Source organism: Sphingopyxis sp. Soil_C_28 (assembly GCF_057657055.1).
In genome coordinates, this window is the sequence record NZ_JBDGJE010000003.1 from 363173 (window position 1) to 384642 (window position 21470).

12 protein-coding genes are annotated in these 21470 nt (G+C 65.0%); 4 read left to right on the top strand and 8 right to left on the bottom strand.

What is annotated here, in order from left to right; all coding sequences use genetic code 11:
* Window positions 1-2 precede the first annotated feature (2 nt).
* The 7 genes from AC3A43_RS15240 to AC3A43_RS15270 form a co-directional block, all read right to left on the bottom strand.
* Entirely contained in the window at window positions 3-359 is a 357-nt protein-coding gene (locus AC3A43_RS15240) for a hypothetical protein (protein WP_487793399.1), read from the bottom strand.
* A gap of 38 nt (window positions 360-397) precedes the next feature.
* Complete coding sequence (gene cysS / locus AC3A43_RS15245; RefSeq protein ID WP_487793400.1) at window positions 398-1843, bottom strand: cysteine--tRNA ligase; 1446 nt, start codon at window positions 1841-1843, stop codon at window positions 398-400.
* Between the two features lie 59 nt (window positions 1844-1902).
* Window positions 1903-10527 (bottom strand): hypothetical protein, encoded by an 8625-nt coding sequence (locus tag AC3A43_RS15250; protein ID WP_487793401.1) that lies wholly within the window; start codon window positions 10525-10527, stop codon window positions 1903-1905.
* A 29-nt stretch (window positions 10528-10556) separates the two neighbouring features.
* Window positions 10557-12380 (bottom strand): ShlB/FhaC/HecB family hemolysin secretion/activation protein, encoded by a 1824-nt coding sequence (locus AC3A43_RS15255; protein WP_487793402.1) that lies wholly within the window; start codon window positions 12378-12380, stop codon window positions 10557-10559.
* Window positions 12381-12563: 183 nt separating this feature from the next.
* Window positions 12564-13322 (bottom strand): hypothetical protein, encoded by a 759-nt coding sequence (locus AC3A43_RS15260; protein WP_487793403.1) that lies wholly within the window; start codon window positions 13320-13322, stop codon window positions 12564-12566.
* Window positions 13309-15393, bottom strand: a complete 2085-nt coding sequence (locus AC3A43_RS15265; protein ID WP_487793404.1) for a CHASE2 domain-containing protein — start codon at window positions 15391-15393, stop codon at window positions 13309-13311. Before AC3A43_RS15265 ends, AC3A43_RS15260 begins: the two co-directional genes overlap by 14 nt.
* A 4-nt stretch (window positions 15394-15397) precedes the next feature.
* A complete protein-coding gene (locus AC3A43_RS15270) occupies window positions 15398-18487 on the bottom strand; it encodes a CHAT domain-containing protein (protein ID WP_487793405.1) in 3090 nt (1029 codons plus the stop codon).
* Between the two features lie 209 nt (window positions 18488-18696).
* Here AC3A43_RS15270 and AC3A43_RS15275 point away from each other — a divergent pair, with 209 nt between their 5' ends.
* Genes AC3A43_RS15275 through grxD form a run of 3 tightly spaced genes read left to right on the top strand, consistent with a single transcriptional unit; the run spans window position 18697 to window position 19644 of the window.
* Window positions 18697-19023, top strand: a complete 327-nt coding sequence (locus AC3A43_RS15275; RefSeq protein ID WP_487793406.1) for a DUF1476 domain-containing protein — start codon at window positions 18697-18699, stop codon at window positions 19021-19023.
* Between the two features lie 4 nt (window positions 19024-19027).
* On the top strand, window positions 19028-19261 hold the full coding sequence (locus AC3A43_RS15280; protein ID WP_487793407.1) for a BolA/IbaG family iron-sulfur metabolism protein: 234 nt from the start codon (window positions 19028-19030) through the stop codon (window positions 19259-19261).
* 50 nt (window positions 19262-19311) lie between these two features.
* The gene (grxD, locus tag AC3A43_RS15285; protein ID WP_487793408.1) at window positions 19312-19644 is read left to right on the top strand and encodes a Grx4 family monothiol glutaredoxin; all 333 of its coding nucleotides are present in this window, start codon (window positions 19312-19314) and stop codon (window positions 19642-19644) included.
* A gap of 61 nt (window positions 19645-19705) precedes the next feature.
* On the opposite strand, the gene AC3A43_RS15290 is transcribed toward grxD, so the two are convergent.
* Entirely contained in the window at window positions 19706-20701 is a 996-nt protein-coding gene (locus AC3A43_RS15290) for a saccharopine dehydrogenase NADP-binding domain-containing protein (RefSeq protein ID WP_487793409.1), read from the bottom strand.
* 71 nt (window positions 20702-20772) lie between these two features.
* Between AC3A43_RS15290 and AC3A43_RS15295 the strand changes: the two genes are divergently transcribed.
* On the top strand, window positions 20773-21366 hold the full coding sequence (locus AC3A43_RS15295) for a TetR/AcrR family transcriptional regulator (RefSeq protein WP_487793410.1): 594 nt from the start codon (window positions 20773-20775) through the stop codon (window positions 21364-21366).
* Window positions 21367-21470: the final 104 nt, after the last annotated feature.

A 21470-nucleotide genomic window follows, 5' to 3' on the forward strand; every position in this document is an offset into this window, starting at 1 on the left:
TCCTACTGCTGAAATGCGTGCCAGCCGGCCCAGGCGAGCGGGACGAGGCCGATCAGGTCGACGAGGGCGATGGTGCCGAGCGCCGCGGGGCGCCCGTATGACTGATAGAGAAACAGGAAGCTGAGCATCGAGATCGCGGCGAGCAAGGTTGCGAGCTTGCGCCCTCCGGGGTCGAACGCCGCCCAGACGCAGGCGACGAGCACCGCGAAAAACAGCGCTGCGCGGTGGTGCATCAGCAGGAAGAGGGGACTGTCGGGCTGGACCCCGTAAAGCCGCGTGATCAGCGCGGGCCGGAACAGCGCCAGCGCCGGAACCAGATGGACAAGACCGACAAGGAGCCAGCAGATCAGTTGCGACATGCAACGAAGCTAGCATCCCGCGGAGTCAGGGCAAGTCTCTAATTGGCGTCGAGCCGCCAGTCCCAGCCGAGCGGGTCGCCGTCCATCACCTCGACCCCCGCGGCAATGAGTTCGTCGCGAAGCGCATCGGATGCAGCAAAGTCTTTGGCGGCGCGTGCTTCCCTGCGGCGGCCGAGTGCAGCTTCGATCTCGTCCTCGCTTATTGTTGCGGCCTTGGGGCGAACGCGCAGATCTGCGCGTTCGATCGTCAACACGTCGAGACCGAGCACTGCGTCCATCGCGGCTATCACCGCACGCTTTTGGCCGGCGTCGATCTTTTTCAGCGCGGCTGCCTCTTCGAGAAGCGTCATCGCGACCGCCGTATTGAGGTCATCCGAAATCGCCGTGTCGAATTTAGCGAGCAGGTCGGTGACCCGGCGGTCGACCGGGTCGGCATTCTCGGCCTCGCGGACTGGAGCCACGGCCATCACGAGCCGTTTGAGCCGCGTCAATGCAGCACCAAGGCCCTCCCACGAAAACTCCAGCTCGCTCCGATAATGCGCCTGCAAGCACATCAAGCGATAGGCGAGGGGATGATAGCCCTTGTCGATCAAGAGGTGCACGCGGAGGAACTCGCCGCTCGATTTCGACATCTTGCCGCTGCGGTCGATCAGGAAATTATTGTGCATCCACATCCGCGCGCCGCTGTCGGTCGAGCAGCTGTGCGCCTGATTCTGGGCGATTTCGTTCGGGTGATGAATTTCGCGATGGTCGATGCCGCCGGTGTGAATGTCGAACGGAAAACCGAGCAGCGCTTCCGACATGACCGAGCATTCAAGATGCCAGCCGGGGGCGCCGCGACCCCAGGGCGAATCCCATTCCATCTGGCGTGTCTCGCCCGCGGGCGTCTTGCGCCAGATCGCGAAATCGGCGGGATGGCGTTTGCCGTCGACGGGGTCGATGCGGCTCTCGCCCTCATCGGTGCCGTGGCGCGCGAGGCGGCCGTAGTCGGCAACGCTCGTCGTGTCGAAATAGAGGCCGCCGTCGAGCTCGTAGCAATGCTTGCCCGCGATCGTCTTTGCAAATTCGATCATCGCGGGGACATAGTCGGTGGCGATCGACCAGTGCGCAGGCTGGCGGATATTGAGCGCTTTCACGTCGGCCCAATAGGCTTCGGTATAATGGCGCGCGATGTCCCAGATCGACTGGGCGCGTTCGGCCGCGGCCTTTTCCAGCTTGTCCTCGCCCGCATCGGCGTCGTCGGTCAGGTGCCCGACGTCGGTGATGTTGATGACATGGGTAAGCTTGTACCCTTTGTACGACAGCGTGCGGCCGAGCGTGTCGGCAAAGACATAGGCGCGCATGTTGCCGATATGCGGATAGTTGTAGACCGTCGGCCCGCAGCTATAGACGCGCGCCTCACCGGGGTGGACGGGCTGGAATATTTCCAGACTGCGCGTCAGGCTGTTGAACAGCTTCAGCGGGTGGGCAGGAGCGTCGGTCATGACCGCGCACATGCCTTGCGCCGGGGCAATTCGTCAACCGAAACGCGAGTTCCGTTCCCTTAGGGCTGCTCGGTCGGCGCGGTCCACAGATCGTCGTTGCCCGCACCGGTCACCGGATCGTCGAGCAGCGGCTCGCCGGTCAGCGGATCGAGCTCGCGCATCGTGATCAGCGGCTGTGGCAGGTTGTTGCCGTCGCCGTCGCCATCATCGTCGCTATCGATCTCTTCCTCGATGACATCCTGAACCGGGAAGCCGTTTTCGAAGTTGGACGTGAGAGCGGTGCAGGCGGCCGGATTGGCGATGAAGCAACCGTTGACGGTCGACCGCGGATCATATGTGCCCGGCACGCCGCTGGCTTGCGGCGCGATCGTCAGCAGCGGGATCACGTCGAGGCCGGTGACCTGGCCGTTCGCGCCGAGTTGCACGCCGTTGATGGCGATGCGCGACGGTCCCTGAGTCTGCACCGTGAGTCCCCCGGCGCCGAACGTCAGCCCGCGTCGCTCGCCGAAAGCGGTGCCCGCACCGCTGTTCTGGACATAGAAGCCGCCCGCGACATCGGCACGGATTCCGCGCGCGAAAAGCGCGCCTTCGTCGAGAAGGACGCCGTCATTCTGGCCGAGGCGCGCGTTGATCGCGTCGATGCCGGTCGCCGCGCCGACCGCCGTAATCGCGGCCTGCGTCGCGACGATGATGTCGTCCGATACCATGTTGAGCTGCCCGCCCGGCGCGGTGCCGGTGCCGAGCAGCCGGACGCTGCCCTGACCCAGAATGACTTCGAGTGCATCGTCCGCGATAAGATTGAGCGTATTGGTGTCGTTGAGGCCGGTCAGCTGGACGTTGCCGATCACGCGCATCTTGCCCGGCGTCTGGATGGTCAGCGATCCGTTGGTGTTGAAGTTCGAGTTGAACGCGCCGCCGGTAAGCGTGAAACTGTCGACGATGACGTCGGGCGGAGCGGCCGACCCGACCGACGTGCTACCCGCCGCCTGTACCTTTGGGGCGAAGACTTCGATCTGCATGCCGTGCAGGCGGGTCAGCTCGTCTGCGTCGAGGTGATAGCCGCCGCGCGTTCCGGTGCCGCCGATGAAGGTCTGGCTGTCGCTGTTGCTGTTGGTGATCGAAAGCGCTTCCGTCGTACCTTGGACTCCGATGCTTCCGTTGGGGGAAATGATGATGTCGTCGGAGGCAATCGAGACCGTACGGCCGGTGACGATTCCGTTGGCCGTCAACGAGGTACCCGCCACCGCGTCGAAGCTGTTCCTCCCGTTCACGTTGCTCAACAGCATCGCCCCGCCCGAACTGAATTGTGCGTCGAGTCCTACGTAATTGTTGACGGTGAGCTGGCCATCGCTGTGGAATGAGGCGTCTCTGAAGGTCGCGCTGCTGCCTATGAACAGATCGCCGCGCGTCCGTACTGTTGCATACAGCCCGGTCAGCCGGGAGAAGTTCAGGTTTCCGCTGGATGCGATGTTGAGCCTGTCGACTGCGTCAGCACTAACCGGGCCGGCGGATATCAGGTTCCCGATATCGAGGATCCCCCAACTGAACAACTCGGGAGTCCCGGTGCTGGTGAGCTGACCGATCCGGAGTGTAAGGCCGCGACCTCCGTTTTCGATATACATGTTGCGGCCCGAGACACTGGCGAGATCCATCCCTCCAGACGACGACCGGATTTCGAGATCACCCAGCGCCGATATTCCGCCGCCGTTGAGGCTTGTCGCACTGACGAAGATATTGCCATTCGCCGATAGCGCGTGGCGCAGTTCGCCATTGGGCCCCGTGCCAGTACGTGTGTCCAGCGAAACCGGGCGGGCATTGACCCTGATGTTCCGGTTGGCGAATACGAGATTGAAGGACGCCGAGGCGAGGGTGTCCACGAAAATATCGTTCGCAGAATTTACCGATGACAATGTCGTCGCCGCGCTGCTGCTTATTCCGGTGCGCTGGATACGGATGTCGGAACCGGCTCCGACGTTGCCGAACCCCGATGTTATGGCGTTGAAGATGGTGATCGGTCCATCCGAAGCAACCGTCAGATCGTCGCCTGCCGACAGGCCCAGCCCCGACACGCCATTGCCGGCGGATATGGAAAGATCCGACCCATAGCTTCCCGATGCGCCGTCGTCCGCCGCGATCGCAAAGCCGCTTCCCGGTGCATAGGTCAGCGTGCGCGCGTCCGGTCCGCCGCTGACCGCGCTGCCTGCGCCAAGGGTCTGGCCGTCTACGCGGCCCGCCGCCTGGATCGTCATGTCGTCGCCAGCGCCAAAATTCTCGAACGCCAGATTGCCGCCTGTCACGACCAGCGCATCTTCGCCGGCGAAGGTGAACTCGATCGTTGTCGATCCATCGGCGTGGACGCCAAGCATCCTCGCAGCCCGGCTGCCGGTCAGCGTTACATCCCCTGCGGCATCGACGAAAATATTGCCGTCGGCGATTCCGCTGCTGCCGAGGAAACCGCCGTTGGCCGTGGCCGATGCAATTATGTTGGCTCCCGAGTTCAAAAAGATGTCTCCGCCGGCGATATATGTCCCGCCGAGATTGCCCGTCGACGAGACCGAAATGTCGCCGGCGACATTGGCGCGGTTGATTGTGGCACCGCCGCCGGTGGCCGTCGCGAAGAGCGACGCGCCGCCGGTCGTGAGACCGGTGAGCGCGACGCTGTTTCCGGCAAGGGAGATGGTTCCGCCCGCCGTAATGCCGGTTCCGCGAATTCCCTCGGCGCCGGCCGCGGTTCCCGTTGCGGAAAGATCGACCGTGCTGCCGGCGTTGATCGCGGCGAACGTAATGCTGGCGCCGTCGATGTCGGTCGCAAGACCCGACTGGAGAAGGCCGGTCGCGGTTACCGCGCCTGCTGCGGTTGCGGTGAGATTGTGGAACGCATTCATATTGCCGCCGACGATATTGCCCGCTGCGGCGGTGAGCGAGATGTTCGACAGATCGGGCGCTGAGGTCGCGATCTGAAGAATGTTCAATCCCGACGAACTCGAGGGGCCGTAGAACAGCGTCCGATTGTCGGCCCCGGCGCCCGTCGTCAATATGCCATTGGCGGTAATGCCGGCGGGGGCGGTTACGGTCAGGTCGTCGCCGGCCGTCACATTGGCGAGGGCCGCGGTCGTCCCGGCCACTACGAGCACATCTTCACCCGCCGTCGCCGTGGTCAGCGACGCCGCCTGTCCGGCGTGCACGCCGAGCATCGTCGCCGCGCTGCTGCCCGTCAGCGTCGCATTGCCATCGGCGTCGGTGAGGACGTAGCCTTCAGCAGTGATTCCATTACCATCGACATATCCACCCGTGGCATTGGCCTGTGCGACGATATTGCCGTCCGCCGTCAGCGTGATATTGCCGCCCGCAGCATAACTGCCGGTCACATCTCCGTCGGCAACGATACCGATATTGCCATCGACGTCGGCCAGCCCGATTCCCACATTGCCGCCACCTGCAAAGGCAAATAGCGAAGCGGTACCCTGTGTCGTGCCGGTGAGCGCGATGCTGTTGGCGAACAAATTGATATCGCCCCCGGCGGTAATGCTGCCACCGCGGATGCCCTCGGCGCCCGCTGCGGTTCCGTCCGCCGACAGGCCGACGGTCAGGCCGGCGTCGATATTGTTGAAGACGATCGACTGGCCCGTCACCTGGACGAAGCCGCCGGCGGTCGAATTGCCGAGATCGACCGCACCCGGCGAGGTGATGACAATGTCGCCGCCGGTGATGATCGAATTGAGTCCGGTGCGGAAGCTGCCGGCCGTTGCCGTGAAATCATTATCGGCCTCGGCGTGCTCCACGCTGGTGGCGCCATTGCTGGTCAGGGTGATGTTGACGCCGTCGAGGCGATCGACGCCGATCGTACCGTTGACCCCGGTGACGCTCAGCGACAGCGTCTCGCCCACGCCGAACAGGCTGCCCGGCGCGGCGCTGATGCTGGTCACCGCGCTTGCGATCAGGCTGTCACTGGCGCGGATCGTGGCCGCTTCGCCTTCGCGGAATTCGTGCCTGATGTCGATCTGGTCGCCCGCGGCGATGGTCAGGATACCATCCACGTCGAAGAGGCCGTTCGACTGCGCGTAAACGCCGACCGAGCTGTCGGTTGTCAGCGTCACATCGCCTTGACTGCTGATCGTGCCGCCGTTCAGCGCGGCAAAAATGCCCGTCGGCGCTTCGTCGGTGTTGTTGTTGGTCGGATCTGCTGACCCCAAAGCCGCAGCGTTGAGGCCGGCAAAGCTGAGGTTTCCTTGCGCGCGCAGTTCGATGCGCCCGGCGATGTCGCCATTGGCGGCGATGTCCGTTGCACCAAGCGCGATCTGTCCCGCGCTGGCCGACCCGTTAAGCGCATCGATCAGAACGCGGCCCCCGGCCGTGCCGCTGAACCCGCCGTTCGTGCCGTTGGCGCCCGAGCCCTGGCCCGTGCCGCCGGTACCGCCGGTGCCCGACGTGCCCGTGACCGAAATATCGACGTCCTCGCCGTTCGACGTAATCGTGCCGCCGGTGGTGACCAGGCGAACGGCGCCACCCGTTCCGGCGCCGCCATTGCCGCCGTTGCCGCCGCTCGTATTGCCAAAGAAGCCGCCGTTGGAACCGTTGCCGCCATTGCCCCCGGTGCCCGAGCTTCCCAGGACGATGCTGTCGCCGGTCAGAATGCCAAGCGTGACGATGCCGCCTTCATCCGCGGCGATTTCGATCGTGCCGCCCTGGCCGTTCCCGCCGTTCCCACCGGAGGGCGCAACCGCCGGGCTGGCGGAGAAGGCAAGCCCTCCGGCGCCGCCGTTGCCGCCAACGCCGCCACCGATGAAGTTGGTCTCGATCGCCGTGAGGCTGGCGCCTGCTCCATCGGCGAGCATGCGCGATGTACCGCCGACGCCGTTGCCGCCGTTGCCGCCAGCGCCATCGCGTCCGTCGCCGCCGTTACCGCCGCTGCCGGTCGAATCGAGGCTGACCGCCAGCTCGCCGGCCTCAAAACCCGTAACGATGGCTTGAGCGGTGCCGCCAACGCCGTCGCCGCCAGCGCCGCCGACATTATGAGTGCCGCCGGCACCGCCTGTGCCAAGTGCCACGCTGCTGGCCGACCCCACGCCGCCGATCGGCGTGGCTAGCGCGATCGTCGCGCTGCCGCCGCGGCCGGCGCCGCCGGTTCCGCCTACGCCGATGCCCGTCGCAGCGCCGCTGCTGCTCGAGAAGAAACTGTTGCCGCCTTCACCGCCGAGGCCCGCCGCATTGGCGATCATGCCATTCGCGGTCGTCGTGCCACCGGTGACGTTGATGCTTGCGTCGCCGCCGATCCCTTCGCCGCCTGCGCCAGGCGCGCCCGGCACGCCGCTGAAGCTCGAGAAATTGAAAAATTCGCCGCCGGTTCCGCCCAGACCAACGGCGCGGGCCTCGATCACGCTGGCCGTGACGACCGCCGAGCCCGCAATATTGATCGTTGCGTTGCCGGCGCGACCTTGTCCGCCGACGCCGCCGGGGATGATGTTCAACGGATCGTCGTCGGTGCCGAACGAGCCTTGCCCACCTTCGCCATTAGCGGTCGCTACGATGTCGGTTGCATTGATCGTGCCGCCGAGCAGGTCGATCGTCGCGGTGCCGCCGAAGCCGGCGCCCGACTGACCCTGCACGATTCCACCGAAACCGTCGGCGCTGACCACCAGGTCGGCAATATTCACCGCGCCGCCGGTTTGCGTGAAGGTGGCTGTGCCGCCCGTGCCGAGACTGCGGTCGCTGGCGCCGTTGCCGCCATAGCCGTTTGCCGAGGCGTTGATCGCCGACGCGTCGAGCGTCCCGCCCTGAATATCGAAGTCGATGGTGCCGCCTCGGCCGCTGCCCGACGTTTCGCGGGGAAGTCCGGGGGAGCTTTCATAATCGACCTGGGTGCGGCCTTCGGCCGATGCATCGAAATCGCCAAGGCGTATGACGCTGCTGTCCAGTGCGTCGGCGACGACCTGGATCAATATGGAACCGCCCGTGCCCACAGAAGCGCCCGTTCCGGGCGTTATTGCACCACCCGAAAGGCCACCGGCTGCGGCCGTCGCGCCCGCGCCCAGATCGATAGTGCCGGCATTCGCGATCAACCGGATCGCGCCCCCGGTCGCGCTTGTCCCTGACGCGCTGGCGCCCGTCCGGGCACTGGCGTTGAACTGGTTTGGCGAATCGAGCGTCGAAACAATCTGCCCGCCGCCGCGCGCCAGCAGGTCGATTGTCCCGCCCTGCGCGGTACCGCCGGTGCCGGTGACATTGACCGTATTGCTGCTGACGTTCACGTCATAGACTTCGGCCCGGATCGTGCCGCCATCGGCGAGGAAGTCGACGTTGCCGCCAATGCCATTGCCCGCGCTTTGTCCGATCGCGGTCGACATGCTTCCGCCCATCGCCTGAACGGTGAGCCGGTCCGTCGTGGCGATCGTGCCGCCTGCAGTCGCGTTGACGGCAACATCGCCGCCGGTGCCCGTTCCGAAATTCTCGCCCGCGATCCCCATGCCTACTGCGAAAAGATTGATCGCGCCGGTGCTGGTGATGGTCGAGTTGTTCGTTGCGGTCACGGCGACGTCATTTGCACGGGCGTTGCCGGTCTGTCCGCTGGTGCCGCTGGGGCTGAGGGCGGTTCCCGCCTGCGCCGATGCGTTCAGCGTGATCGCCGTGAATTGCGCATTGACCCCGCCGTCCACCGTCAGCGTTGCTGTGCCGCCCAGCGCATCGCCGCCGCGCGCATTTTCGCTGCCGCTGGCATTGCCGCCGACGCCGAGCGCGCTGGCACTGAGGGCGCCCAACGAAATGGTAGAAGCCGCGTCGGTATTGATCAGGACTTCTGCGGTTCCGCCCGTCCCGTTGCCGCCGTTCTGGGTCAAGAAACCGGCAATACTTCCACCGCCCGTGCCGCCAGCCTGAACGAAGCTTTGCGTCGTCGACAGAAAGGATCCGGGACCCGACACCTGAATGCGCGCGGTTCCGCCGGTGCCGTTACCCGACTGGACGGTCCCGATACCGCCAATGCCTCGTGCGTCGAGCGAAAGCAGCGCGGCGGGTCCTACGCTGCCGCCATTGGCGACGGTCAGGCTGGCGGTGCCGCCCGTTCCGTCGCCATTGATCGCGGGAGGGCCGCTGACGAAGTTGAAATCGCCGCGACCGAGCGCGTCGATGAAGATGTTGCCGGCGGTCAATATGCTACCGCTGTTGCTGACCGTGATGCTGGCGTTGCCGCCGCGCCCATTGCCGCTGACGCCGCTTGTGCCCAGGTCGCCGATGCCGTTGGCTTCGACCGTGACGCCCGACGTCGTCACGCTGCCGCCGGTGATCGTCAGGCTCGCCGTGCCGCCTTGGGCATTGCCGGTCACCGCGTCAGCTACGCCGGACGCCCGGATCGTCAGGGCGCCGGGTGCCGAAAGCGTGCCGCCCGTGACATTGACCGCCGCGTTTCCGGCCGCGCCGTTGGCGCCGCCCGACTGCACGGTCAGGGTCCCCGTCGCACCGCCGCGCTGGCCCGCGCCGATGGTGAGCGTCGCGCCGGCATCGCCGATGAACATGCCGCTACCCTCGACGAAAAACTGGCCCGCAGAGGATAGGGGCGGCGGGGTCGCCGGCAATTGCTGCGTCGGCGCAGCCGCGAACGCTCCGCTCGCGCGGGCGATCGTGTTGCTGCGGAACAATGTGTCACCGGCCGTGATATTGGCGGCAGTGGTATTGACCGGCGTCGCGGCCAGTTCGCCGGCGACGATGTTGTACCCCGCCGACAGACGCACCGCGCCGTCGGGGTCGACCTGCGCCGACAGGGCATCATCATAACCGATCGCGCCCGACACCAGCATCGTAACCGCGTCATTCTTGGGAATGGCGACCATATAGATGCGGCTCTGGTCGGTATCACCCTGCTGATGCGCGGGGCCGGTGGTGGTGCCGGTATGCGTGATGGCGTTGCCGCCTTCCGCGCCGGTCGTGACATTGATGTCAAAGAGGCCGCCGTTGATCCGGATTTCGGCCTGTTCGGCGGCGACATAGGCGGCCGAACCATCGACGCGGACGGCTCCGGCCTGCACCACGCGCGGTGCGACGAGCGCGACGTAAGCGCTGCCCGCGTTGAACGCATTGTTGGCGTTGATCGCTCCGTTGACGGTGATTGCCGATGTGCTGCCCGAGGCGCCGTTGAAGCGGATCGTGCCGCCGGGGCCGAACAGCCCGCCGGTGGTAATGATATCGTTGGTGGTCAGCACCAGGCTTCCGACGTTGATCACACCTGTCGCGCCGATCAGGATGCCGCCGGCGTTATAGAACCAGATGTTGCCGCCGCGTCCGCCCGATGTGAAGAAGTCCGTCGAATTGACGGTTCCGTTGAGCGCGATCTGGCGACTCAGCGCGCCGCCGCCGCTGTCTACGAAACGGTTGAGGACGGTATAGTCGCCGCCGCCGTTGAAATTCCAATTCTCCCCGACTGGAAGAAAATCGATCGCGCCGCCGGTCGCTGCGCCGTCGGTCGGGATCCAATTGATGATGCTTTGGGTGCCGTCCACATTGACTGTGGTCGTGTTGGTCCCGGCATTGCTGTTGATCGAGCCGGTGCCGGATGTGAAGCTGCCGGTGCCGGCAACCTGCGCCAGCGCCGGTCCGCCATACGCCAATGCGACGATGCCCGCGGCGATCGCGCAACTGGCCAGCAGGCGCTGCTTGCCTTCGCGAACGGGCGAGAGAGAGACCGTGGCACGCATGTCGGTTGTCCTTGATGTAAAGGTCATGGTCAGCGCGCCCTCACGCCGAATTGGGTGGTAAATGACACCAGCAGCCGCGGATCGGGCCGTTCGGCAAGGAAGCCGCCGCGATTGAGCGGGACGGCCATTGTCACGTCGAGCCGAGCGAAATCGCCATAAGCGACGCGCACGCCGCCGCCCGCCGAATAGAGTTTCTGCGGGTCGAGGCCGTCGAAGGCCACATCCTCGTTCCACACCCATGCTGCGTCGAAAAAGACAAAGGGCTGGAACGCGAAGCTTTTGGTGTTGGCGGGGACGAACGAGCCGTAGCGGGCTTCGAGCGCGACCGAGATGCCACTGTCGCCGATCACCGTGCCGGGGTCGAAACCGCGTCCCACGGTGAAATTGCCGCCCGAAAACTCCTCATAGGCGAGCAGCGGATCGCTGGCCCATTGCGCCCGCGGTGCCGCCGACAGCGTGAAGAGCTTGGTCGGCCGCCATTCGGCGAGCGCGTTGGTGCGGATGAGGAAGGCGTCGGGCTGACCCTCGACGCGCGTGAGCGGCACTGCGCCGGGCAGGAAACAGGCCGCGCCCCCGGGACCGCAATCATCGCTGGCGCCAAGGAAGTCGACGCCTTTCCGTGCTTCGAACGATGTCGTCAGCGACCAGCGCGGTTCGCTGGGGCTATAGCCGCCGCGGCCGGCGATCGACGCCGGATCGATCCAGCTGGCGTCGGTGCGCAGGTTCAGGACGCGCAGGCGGTCCCTGTTGATCGGGACGCCGGTCAGGCTGATGTCCTGATCGATTATGTCGAGCCCGCCACCGATCGTGACGCGCCGCGCCTGCGTCAGGACGAGCGGGTAGGCGCCGAACAGGCTGACGATCTGGGTGTTTGACTTGACCGGAAGACCGGTAATGTCGGGGCGCGTCCAGGCGTAGGTGTAATTGGCCCCGAAGCGCAGCCCTTCGCCGCCAACGCGGAATTCATGGCCAATTTGCACGACCTTTTGTTCGTCGAGATCGGGGGTCGAATAGAAGCTGACTGTGGTGAGGTCGCCCATGCCGGTCAGGCCCGCAAAGCGCGCGCGCGCGATGCCGCCCCAACGGCCGACATCGCGCGACCCGAAATTCTGGGCGTTGAAGTCGAAGCTGAACGGCGTGCGTGCGACCGTGACTTCGCCGACGACTTCACCCGGGACCGCGCCGGGGCGCAGCGTCAGGCGCGCGTCCATGCCCGGGATGTCGCGTGCGAGCAACAGATACCGCTCGGCGTCGACGATGTTGAACACCGGCTGGTCGTCGAGCCGCGACAAATAGCGTTGAAGCAGTTTTTCGTTGGACCCCGCATCGCCCCGCACCTCGATCCGCGCCATGCGTGCGGACAGGATATCGAGCTTGACGACACCGTCGCCAATCGTCTGTGCGGGCACGCGGACGGCGGCCAGATAGCCTTGTCCGCGTAATATCGTCGCGGCGCGGTCGCGGATGTCGCAGACCGCCGATATCGGCAGTTCCTGGCCGACGCGGTCGGACCAGCTCGGCGCGAGGATTGCGTTGTCGATACCCTCGACGCTAGAAAATTCGACGGCGCGCAGCGTGAAGCGGATGTTGGCGAATTCGGGGCTGGCGAGCGGGCATGGGGCGTGTTCGATGCCGTCGTCGACCGCGACGACCTGTTCGCTCGGCGGCGCTGCGGGGGCGATCGTCGGGCGCTGGATTTCCTCGCGCGTCGGGATTTGCGGTGTCGCCTGCGCCAGCGCCGCGACGGGCAGCGCTGCGGCGATCAATCCCGCCGAACCGGCCAGCGCCCTGCGGATCGCGGCCCGCTTTGGCCTTGCGATCGCGATAGTCCCCAAATCCCCCGAAACGCTCATTACCACCCCTTGCGCGCAGGCGCCGCCGCGAGAATCGCGGTGCGCCCATTCCACTGGCTCTGCCGAAAAACGACAGGGCGAATTGCGACCCAAGGAAAGGTCCGCCGATTGTTTTGGCGGAATTTCCTCAGATAAATATCAGACGGATAGGGCGGCGACAATGGCTGCCCGGCTCCGTTCACCTCATCTCGCTTCGGCTTCCGACATCGTATCGACCAGTCGGTTGAGCTGCGGCGTGCAGCCCTTTGCCATCAGCAAATCGATCGACCCCTCGACGGTATCGGGCGCGCTCTCGACGGCCGCGAAGCGCACCGTCATCGGCCGCGCGAGGCCGCCCCCCGACAGGTGATAGTCGGCGCCATATTTCACCGGCAGCACATCGACTGGCCATTTGCGGAAATTCGCGCCATCGACGATCGCAACGGTCGTCTTCTTGCCGGCGCTTTCGATTTCAAGCGCAGTGTCGCCTTCCATGTTCGGACGCCAGAGCATCAGCATCGCGGGATCGAGGACGCAAAAGGTGCCTGCCTCGCGATAATCTAGCAGCCACAGGTTCGGTGCGCGCAGTTCGGTCGGCGCCTGCGTTACGGCGTCGCGCGAAAATCCGCCGCGCGACCGCATCGTCGGCCCTTTGGCGAGCATCCGCGTCACATTGCCGCCGAGCGACTGGCTCGCCTGCACGGTGCCCGTCGCGCCGAACGTCCCGGGTCCCGACAGCGTGCGGGTCTTGCCCGCCTGCATCAGGACGACCTTGTCGCCGTTTACCAACGTCAACTTGTCGGCGGACTTGAGCTTTGCGCCAGCGGGATATTTGCTGGCCGATGGCCCCGTTGAGCGGACGACCATCGATTGGGCGGCAGCGGTGCCGACGATGGCTACCGCGACGGTTGCGGCGGCAGCGGCCAGGCCGATGCGGCGCATCCGGAAGTCAGGAAAGGACATAGCTTTCTCCCTTTTTGGTATCGTTCAAGCGTTCTATCAGGAACATGATGGATGCATCCTGACCGAATTCGGCCTGTATTGCTGTGGCACAGGTCACATAGGTATTTTCACCCTCCGCAGCATGCGCCGCGACAAGCGCCGCGATGCGGTCCCGCTGCGGGGCGGTTAGGTCGGGGCGCGGGGTGAAGACGTCGACGGGTTGCGCGCGGCCGCGTAGCGTGACGCGGCCCATCGGGACCAGATCGTCGCGGTCCGACCGCGCCGCCGCCTCGGCCGAGATCAGCACGCCCGTTTTCAATCCTTTGTTCGCGGCCTCGAGCCGCGACGCGGTGTTCATGCTGTCGCCAAGTGCGGTGTACTGGATGCGTCCTTCGCCGCCGAAGTTGCCGACGATCGCATCGCCAACGTGCAGGCCGACGCGGGTCATGCCAAGCGGCGGGACGCCTTCGGCCAGGTCGGTGCGAAATTTCTCGCCTGCTTCGTACAGCGCGATGGCGGCAGCGGCGGCCTGCCAGCCGTCGTCGGGCCGGCTGAGCGGTGCTCCCCAGAAGGCGACGATGGCATCGCCGACGAATTTATCGATCGTCCCGCCATGTTGCAGAACGATGTCGCTTAGCCGGTCGAGATAGGCGTTGAGCAGGCGCGCAACGGTTTCCGGCGTCACCGCGTGGCTGAGCTTGGTAAAGCCCTCGAGGTCGGTAAAGACGCAGAAGATGTTGCGCCGTTCGCCGTGGAGAGACAGCTGGTCGGGGTCGCGCATGATCTGCGCCGCGACGTCGGCGGGCAGATATTTGCCGAGCGCTGACTGCGCAAAGGCGCGCTGGCGCGACCCGACGGTGCGCGCGGCGGTGCCGACCGCGGCATAGCCGAACAGCCAGCCGATCGCCCAGCCGAAGGTGGGAAGCGTCGTCGTGTCGACGCCGCGACTCTGCAACCAGAAGGGGAAAGCGATGAAGAAGGCCATCTGGCCGAGGAAAGCGAGCGCGACCCAGCGTGCGCGAAGATCGATCAGGCTGGTCAGTCCGCCCGCAAAAACAATCAGGATCGCGAGCGCCCATAACGCCGGGCTGGCGATCGGCCGCGTCCAGGCCTTGTCGAGTTGCTGCGCCAGCATATGCGCGTGCACCTCGAGCCCGATCATCGTTTCATGCTGCCCGGTGACGGCATCGGGAAAACGGCTGAGCGGCGTGTTGAACTGATCATTGTCGATGATGTCGCCGCCAATCAGGACATAGCGACCCTTGACCAGCGCTGAAAATCCGGCGCGCATCTCGGCATCCATCGGCAGCGCGAAGGTGTCGATCGGGATGTTGGCAAAGACGGGTTCCTCCTGTCCCGCCGCGGCGCGCGCGGGGACGAGGAAGCGGATATTGCCCTGAAAATTCGCATGCGCCGGGTCAACCGGAGCGAGCGCATTGGACATGAGCGGCGGCAGGTTTTTGGGCCGATCGGGCCAGTTGCGGATCACGCTGTCGTCGTCGGTGCGGAAGAGGACGCTCGTCGGCTTTGTCTTCGCGGTCGTGACGTCGGCGATGTAGGTTTGAAGGAATTTCTGCTGTTCGTAAAAGATCGTGTTCGGATTGCTTGCCTGTTCGGCATAGGCGAGCCAGGTCGGCGTCTTCATCGAGCGCAACTGCGCCTTCAGCGCGTCGTCGTCGGGGCGCGGTGAATCGAACGCGATATCGATGCCGATCGCCTTGGCACCCATCTGGTCGATATTGCCGAGCGCATTGGCAAGCAGGGTGCGGTCGAGTGGCGAGCGGATGCCCGTATTGAACAGGGTTTCGTCATTATAGGTGACGAGGACGATGCGTTTGTCCTGCTCGACATGCGGCGCCATCAGCGTCACGCGGGCATCGTAAAGCGCGCGTTCGGCCGCGTCGATCAGCGGCATCTGCCAGCTGAAGCGCGCGATCAGGATTGCGACGAGAAGAAAGACGATCGTCGCCGCCATCCGCGACGGACCAAGCTGTGTGACCAGCCGCCGCAACCGCTTGCGCAGCGGAACCGCGGCCTGCCGGCCGTCCTGCGCGGGCGTATCCGCGGGAATAAGGACTTCGGGTGCGTTCATTGGATCAGCGAGCAGCGCGGCCGGCAGCCTCTCCGCTTTGGGCGGTCGCAGTGCCGCTGTGCAGCAGCGCCTGACCACCGTCGCCGATGATGGCGAAGCCCGCCCAATAATAGGGGTGAGACGTCTGTTTGTCGTTCATCAGTCGCATCTGCGTTCCCCACAAAGCGTCGGCGACGCTCGCGCCCTGATTGGCTGTAAATAGTCCGCCGATCAGGCGCTTGGTCGCGTCGAAATCGTCGGGCGCGGGCCAATGGCTTGCGATCACCGATCGGCCGCCGGCACCGATAAAGCTGCGCACCAGCCCATCAAGGGCGTTGCCGCCGCCCGAGAGGCCGGCCTCGCGCGTCGCCGCGACGCTCGCCGCGCCGGCGGTGTCACACGCCGACAGGATGACGAGGTCCGCATCGATCTTGAGGTCGAAGATTTCCTGAAAAGTGAGAAGACCATCGGAATCCTGCCCGCCGAACGAAGTGACCAGCGCCGGCCGTGCGGGGCAGGCGGGGCGCGGCGCGGTGACGAGGCCATGAGTAGCGAAATGGATGATACGATAGTCACTCAGGTCGGCGCGGCTCTTTACCGCGGTATCGGTAAAGGCGCCGCCAGTGAGCAGCGTGCCCGCCGCGCCGCCCATCGCATTGCGCGCGGTCACCAGTTCATCGGCCGAGATCGGGCGTGCCCACTGCGCGGCATCCCACAGGCAGTCGCTGTCGAGGCTGGCGCTTGCGGCGCCGCGGGTACCCAGCGATGGCAGCCGGCCGCCGACCGGCAAATTCTCGCCAAGGCCGAAATACTGATTGCTCGCCTTCGACGGCGCGGCCTGACGCGCATTGCGGAAGCCGAGCGTCGAAACCGCGGTGCTCGGCCGCGTCGTGCGGCCCAGCCATGCGATCTGGCGCATGTCGAAGGGATCGGCGTTGGGGTCGAGCAGCCGCTGTTCATAGGCGGCAAGCCCCGTGTCGGCTGTGACAAGAAGGTTGATCGGCAGGCGCAGCATCGCGCCATCGGGCTCAAAGATCAGGTGCGCCACGCTCGGCAGGCGCGCCGCGACGGGTGCGAACAGCTGGCCATAAAGCTTGTACGCGGTCGCGGCATCGAACGGATAGGTGACGCGGCGCCCGTTTTCCATGATCGAGATGGTCGAGCGGATCGTATCGACTGCGGTGTCGAGCCCCGATGCGTTGATGTCCGATTTCCAGAGCTGAGCGCCGCTCTTTTCGATCAGCATCGCATAGACCGAGTCACCGACGACGAGCATCTTCAGATAGGCTTCGTCGGGGCGCAGAACCTGCTGCAGTTCGGCAAGGTCGAGCTTGCCCGATGCGACGACGCGATATTGCGGGAAGGCCGACAGCGCGACGACGGTCTCGGCCTGCTGGAAACCGAGGTTGTCGAGCTGGGTCTTGAGATCGGCACGCAGCGCATTGATTTCAGGCGAAACCGGCAACTGGGCAAGACGTGCATCCTCGATCCGCGCGCGTTCGATATCGCGGTTGAGTGTCGTCGCCTGCCGGAACAGTCGCGCGCCATCGTCGCTGCCGCTCGACAATTCGCGCGCGAGCACGGCCTGTGTGTCGGCGACGCCGGGGCGGACCTGCAACTGACTGGCGACGAAAAAATCGCCTATCGCGGTGGGATCGGCCGCCGAACGGCTGGCGAGCAAGCGGTAATAGGGCGCCATCATGTTCGCCATGCCGGTGGTCGACCGCTGCGAGCTGACAAGCGCGCCAACGACTTCCCGGTAAATGGTGAGCGCCTTGTCGTCCTGCCCCTGCCGGGTCAGGAAGGCGGCGTAACGTGCGCGTGCCGAGGCCAGTGCGTTGGTCTCGGGATATTCGATCGCCAGTGCGTTGACCGATTCGAGGAAGCGCGCGTCGGCCGCGCCCTTGTCGCCGAGCGCTTCTTCGGCGAGCGCGAGTTCGCCCAGCATCTGTGAACGCAGGCGAATAATCGACGTCACGCGGCCTTCGCGAACCGCGAAGGCATCCGCCAGGCCTTTCATCTGCGCCGATTTTGCCGCCTGTGCATTGCCACGCAGCCGCTCGACTGTACCCAGAAGGTGAACCGCCTGCGCGTCGATGATCTGGGCACGTTCGAGCGGGCTCAGCCTTTCGCGGTCTCCCGTCTGGCGGACCGCCCGCGCATTGTCGCCGCTGTTCACGCCGGCGACGATCTCGGGCGTCAGCGTCACTGCCGCTCCGTCGACCGTGACCCCGCTGGTCAGCGCCGGAATCGGCCTTTTCAGCAGGTCGGCCGCGCCGTCATAATCACGCTGGTTCAGCGCGTTGATCGCGCGGAAATTGCGGCGGAGCCGAATCTGGACCGGATCGCTGGTCGGGATCGCTTCGACCTCGCCGAACAGTCGCTCGGCTTCGGCAAATTCGCCAAGGTTCGAGCGTTGCAGCGCGCGGTTGAGCGTGAATTCGGTGGGGTCGATGTCGGCGACCGATTGTTCGTCGAGCGCGCGACGCGACAGGGCTTCGAAAAATTCGGCCGCCTCGGCATAATCGCCGCTGTGATTGCGGCGGTATCCCTCGGCCAATGCTTTGTCGACGTCGATCGTGCCGGCCAGCGTGCGCGCGAAACCGTCGTTGCCGCCGACCGATGTCGTCGCGACCTTGATCACACCTGGCGCGACCTTGTGCTGGCGAACCGATTCGAGCGCGAGGTTCAGTGCGTCACCGTAGGCGGTGAAACCTTCGACGCTGTAGGTCACATTGCCCTCGGCCTCGATGCGCGTTTGCCACGCGATATTGCTATCCTTGACGGTGCAGGCGCTGTCGGCGGTGCAGACGATCGTACCGGCGCGGCCCTGTTCGATCCGGGCGAGAGCCTCGGCCGGCGTCGCGCGAAGTTCGCGAACATAGCCGACCGGCTGGCTGGCATCGCGGCAAATGATCGTCCAGGCCCGGTCGAACATGCCTTTGATCACGCCGTCGCGGACGGTCGCCTGGACTTCGCATAGCGAGCCGCCCTGATCGCCGATTGAAAAGCTATCCCGGAGCGTGGGGTCGCTGCCCTGCGCCAGTGCAGATCCGGGCGCGGCAAAAGCCAGCAGCGCCAGAATCGGCACAAAATGCGGACGTCGAACGGTCATCACAATCCCCCAAACACAGGCGTCGAAACGCCGTGCCGACGCTATGCCGGCATGGCGTAGTCTTTATTGCTGCGGTGCGACCCATTTCCCTTGTCCGGAACCCTAAACCCTTCGTAACAGAAAGGGAAGTGATCTGCCGCACAGGCGGCTTGCGCCGCCGGGGTGTGCAACCTATCTGCAAAGAGACATTTCATTCGGATGAGGACAAAATGAGCGGATTCGACGATCGTGAGCGCGCCTTCGAGGCTCAATTCGCCCGTGACCAGGAGGTGCAGTTTCGCATCACGGCGCGGCGCAACCGGCTTGTCGGCGAATGGGCGGCCGAACGCATGGGTCTGACTCCCGAAGAAACCGACGCCTATGCCAAGGCGGTGGTGCAGGCCGATTTCGAGGAAGCCGGCGACGAAGACGTCATCCGCAAACTGGCGGGCGACCTGACCGCGGCGCAGGTCGAGATCAGCGACGCCGAAATTCGCGCGGCGCTGAACGACAAGGCGGTCGAGGCACGGCGCCAGTTCATGGACAGTCAGGGCTGATCTCATGGGTATGCGCGAGGATGATTTGCGGGCGATGATCGTCGCGGCGTTCCCCGATGCGGAGGTCGCGATCACCGACCTCGCCGGCGACAACGACCATTATGCGGCGCATGTCGTCAGCGAATCCTTTCGTGGGCTCACCCGCGTCGCACAGCATAAGGCGGTTTACGCCGCGCTGGGCGGGCGCATGGGCGGTGAACTTCATGCCTTGCAATTGACGACCGCGATCCCCTCATAAGGGACATGGAAATTTTGGGGCGCGACGGCGCGCCTGCCCGGAGACAGACAATGACCGACCCGACCACCCACGACCGCATCGCCAAGCTGGTCGCCGACAAACCCGTTCTGCTGTTCATGAAGGGCACGCCGCTCTTTCCCCAATGTGGTTTTTCCTCACGCGCGATCGCGATGCTCGACCGCCTCGGTGTCGAATATGACACCGTCGATGTGCTGCAGGACATGGAAGTCCGCTCGGGCATCAAGGAATTTTCGGACTGGCCGACGATTCCCCAGCTTTATGTGAAGGGCGAATTCGTTGGGGGATCCGATATCATGATGGAAATGTGGGAAGCCGGCGAACTTCACACGCTGATGACCGGAATTCCGGCCCGCGCCGAATAAGGGCGTTTCGTCGGACAATAAAAGCCCGCCGGCGCTCAGGCTCCGGCGGGCTTTTTGATTGCTAGCGGTATTCCACCGTGATGTCGGGCGCCAAGCGGGCAAGGAACGGCTTCGCGTCAAATAACTCGCCCGGCGCGCGCACCCCTGATTTATGCTCAGCGTCGAGCACCGAAAGGCATGCCTTGACGATCAGCGGGGCCGAAACGGCGTAGATGTCGATGCCCGTCGCTGTCGCGTGCCTGTTCTGTCCGTTCGCCGTAACGCGCGCCTCTAGGACGAACTTTTGCGCCGACCGCCCGCGCGCATCTTTCGGCCGCGGCGGTGGCGTGCTGTTGTCGTGAAGATCATCGAGCGGCTTCAGGTTCATGAAGCTGGTGATTGAGTTCGCGTTGATATGCCGCGAGATCAGGATTATTTCGCTGAGCGCGACGCAAGTGACGGGCTGCTCGCCGAGCGGAGCGGGGAAGGTCCATTGTCCGGCGGGGGCCGGATCGGGAATCGGAGCAAGCGCGCCGTCGCGTACGATGACGCGTGGATAGACATTTTTCTCGCCGGTTAGCCGCGTTCCTGGCGTCGGTTGCCAACTGTCGAGCCCGACCGCGATCTCGATGGAATCCGCAGAGCCACCCGCCAGCAACGCCGAAACGAGAAGGTCGGCGAGGCCGCCGTAAAAGGCCATTGCGGGTATAATCGTCACTCCGGCGCTTTTTGCTCTTTCGTCGAGCGTGTCGAACAGGCGCAATGTGGTGGTCTGTTCGGCGGCGACGTCGAGATAGGGGATGCCGGCGCGCAGCGCGGCTTCGGCCGCGGGCAGGGCGGTGTCGAAAAACGGGCCCGCGCAATTGATGACTGCACTCGCGCCGCTCAGCGTCCGGTCGAGCGCGTCGGATCGTGAAAAGTCGAGGATGCGGCCGTCTTCTCTGGTCCCGTCGATCGCGGTGAACTCTCCCGAACGGGTCGCGGGGATCGCGGTGGCGCCTTCGCGGCGCAGCGTGTCGATCACAAACCGGCCGGTATGACCACCCGCGCCCAGTACAACCACCTTGTGAACCATCATTTTCATCTCCGCTACCAATCGGTATCGTTTTATTGAGTGACACCGATCGGTATCGTTGTCAATGAGGCACGATGAGCGATGAGATTTCCGGAGCCTCCAAACCTGCCACCCGTTCGCAGCGCGCGCGTCTGCAGGCGCTGAACGTCGCGTCTTCGCTCTTCTATAAAAAGGGCGTGCGGGCGGTCGGGATGGAGGAGATCGTTGAGACGTCCGGGATCGCCAAGACCACCATCTATCGTCATTTCCCGACCAAGGACGCGCTGATCGAGGCCTTTCTGGAAAAGGAGGATGCCGAGTTCTGGCGGCAGTGGGACGAGACGGTCGGGTCGGCGACGACCGGCATCGCAAAGCTCGATGCGCTGAGCGACTGGATCGGAAGCCGTGTCCAGCGCGATGCCTATCGGGGGTGTCCGCAATTGAATGTCGCGGCGGAGTTTGCCGACGCGAGGCATCCCGCCCGCGCGATCGCGCGGCGGCACAAGGCCGAGATGGTGCGGCGGCTGGCAACGATCTGCGCCGAAACCGGAGCGAACCCTGCCGACCGCGCGGCCATGCAGGTCGCGCTTCTGCTCGACGGCGCATTCATGAACGACGGGCGTCTCGGCACATTTGACGCGTCGGGTCTGATCAGGGACGCCATTCATCGCCTCGTGACGACCGCCTAAAGTTTCCGAGGGAAAAGCATCCGGGGGGCGGGGCCTTTCGGCCGCTCCGCCCCCCGTTTGCATCGGGGGCAAGTGGGGTTTTCCCGGGTGGGGGCAGGGGACAT

Bases quoted from the DNA above. Each gene is read 5' to 3' on its own strand.
- AC3A43_RS15240 (WP_487793399.1), bottom strand. From the start codon at position 359: ATGTCGCAACTGATCTGCTGGCTCCTTGTCGGTCTTGTCCATCTGGTT.
- cysS (WP_487793400.1), bottom strand. From the start codon at position 1,843: ATGACCGACGCTCCTGCCCACCCGCTGAAGCTGTTCAACAGCCTGACG.
- AC3A43_RS15250 (WP_487793401.1), bottom strand. From the start codon at position 10,527: ATGCGTGCCACGGTCTCTCTCTCGCCCGTTCGCGAAGGCAAGCAGCGC.
- AC3A43_RS15255 (WP_487793402.1), bottom strand. From the start codon at position 12,380: ATGAGCGTTTCGGGGGATTTGGGGACTATCGCGATCGCAAGGCCAAAG.
- AC3A43_RS15260 (WP_487793403.1), bottom strand. From the start codon at position 13,322: ATGTCCTTTCCTGACTTCCGGATGCGCCGCATCGGCCTGGCCGCTGCC.
- AC3A43_RS15265 (WP_487793404.1), bottom strand. From the start codon at position 15,393: ATGAACGCACCCGAAGTCCTTATTCCCGCGGATACGCCCGCGCAGGAC.
- AC3A43_RS15270 (WP_487793405.1), bottom strand. From the start codon at position 18,487: ATGACCGTTCGACGTCCGCATTTTGTGCCGATTCTGGCGCTGCTGGCT.
- AC3A43_RS15275 (WP_487793406.1), top strand. From the start codon at position 18,697: ATGAGCGGATTCGACGATCGTGAGCGCGCCTTCGAGGCTCAATTCGCC.
- AC3A43_RS15280 (WP_487793407.1), top strand. From the start codon at position 19,028: ATGGGTATGCGCGAGGATGATTTGCGGGCGATGATCGTCGCGGCGTTC.
- grxD (WP_487793408.1), top strand. From the start codon at position 19,312: ATGACCGACCCGACCACCCACGACCGCATCGCCAAGCTGGTCGCCGAC.
- AC3A43_RS15290 (WP_487793409.1), bottom strand. From the start codon at position 20,701: ATGATGGTTCACAAGGTGGTTGTACTGGGCGCGGGTGGTCATACCGGC.
- AC3A43_RS15295 (WP_487793410.1), top strand. From the start codon at position 20,773: ATGAGCGATGAGATTTCCGGAGCCTCCAAACCTGCCACCCGTTCGCAG.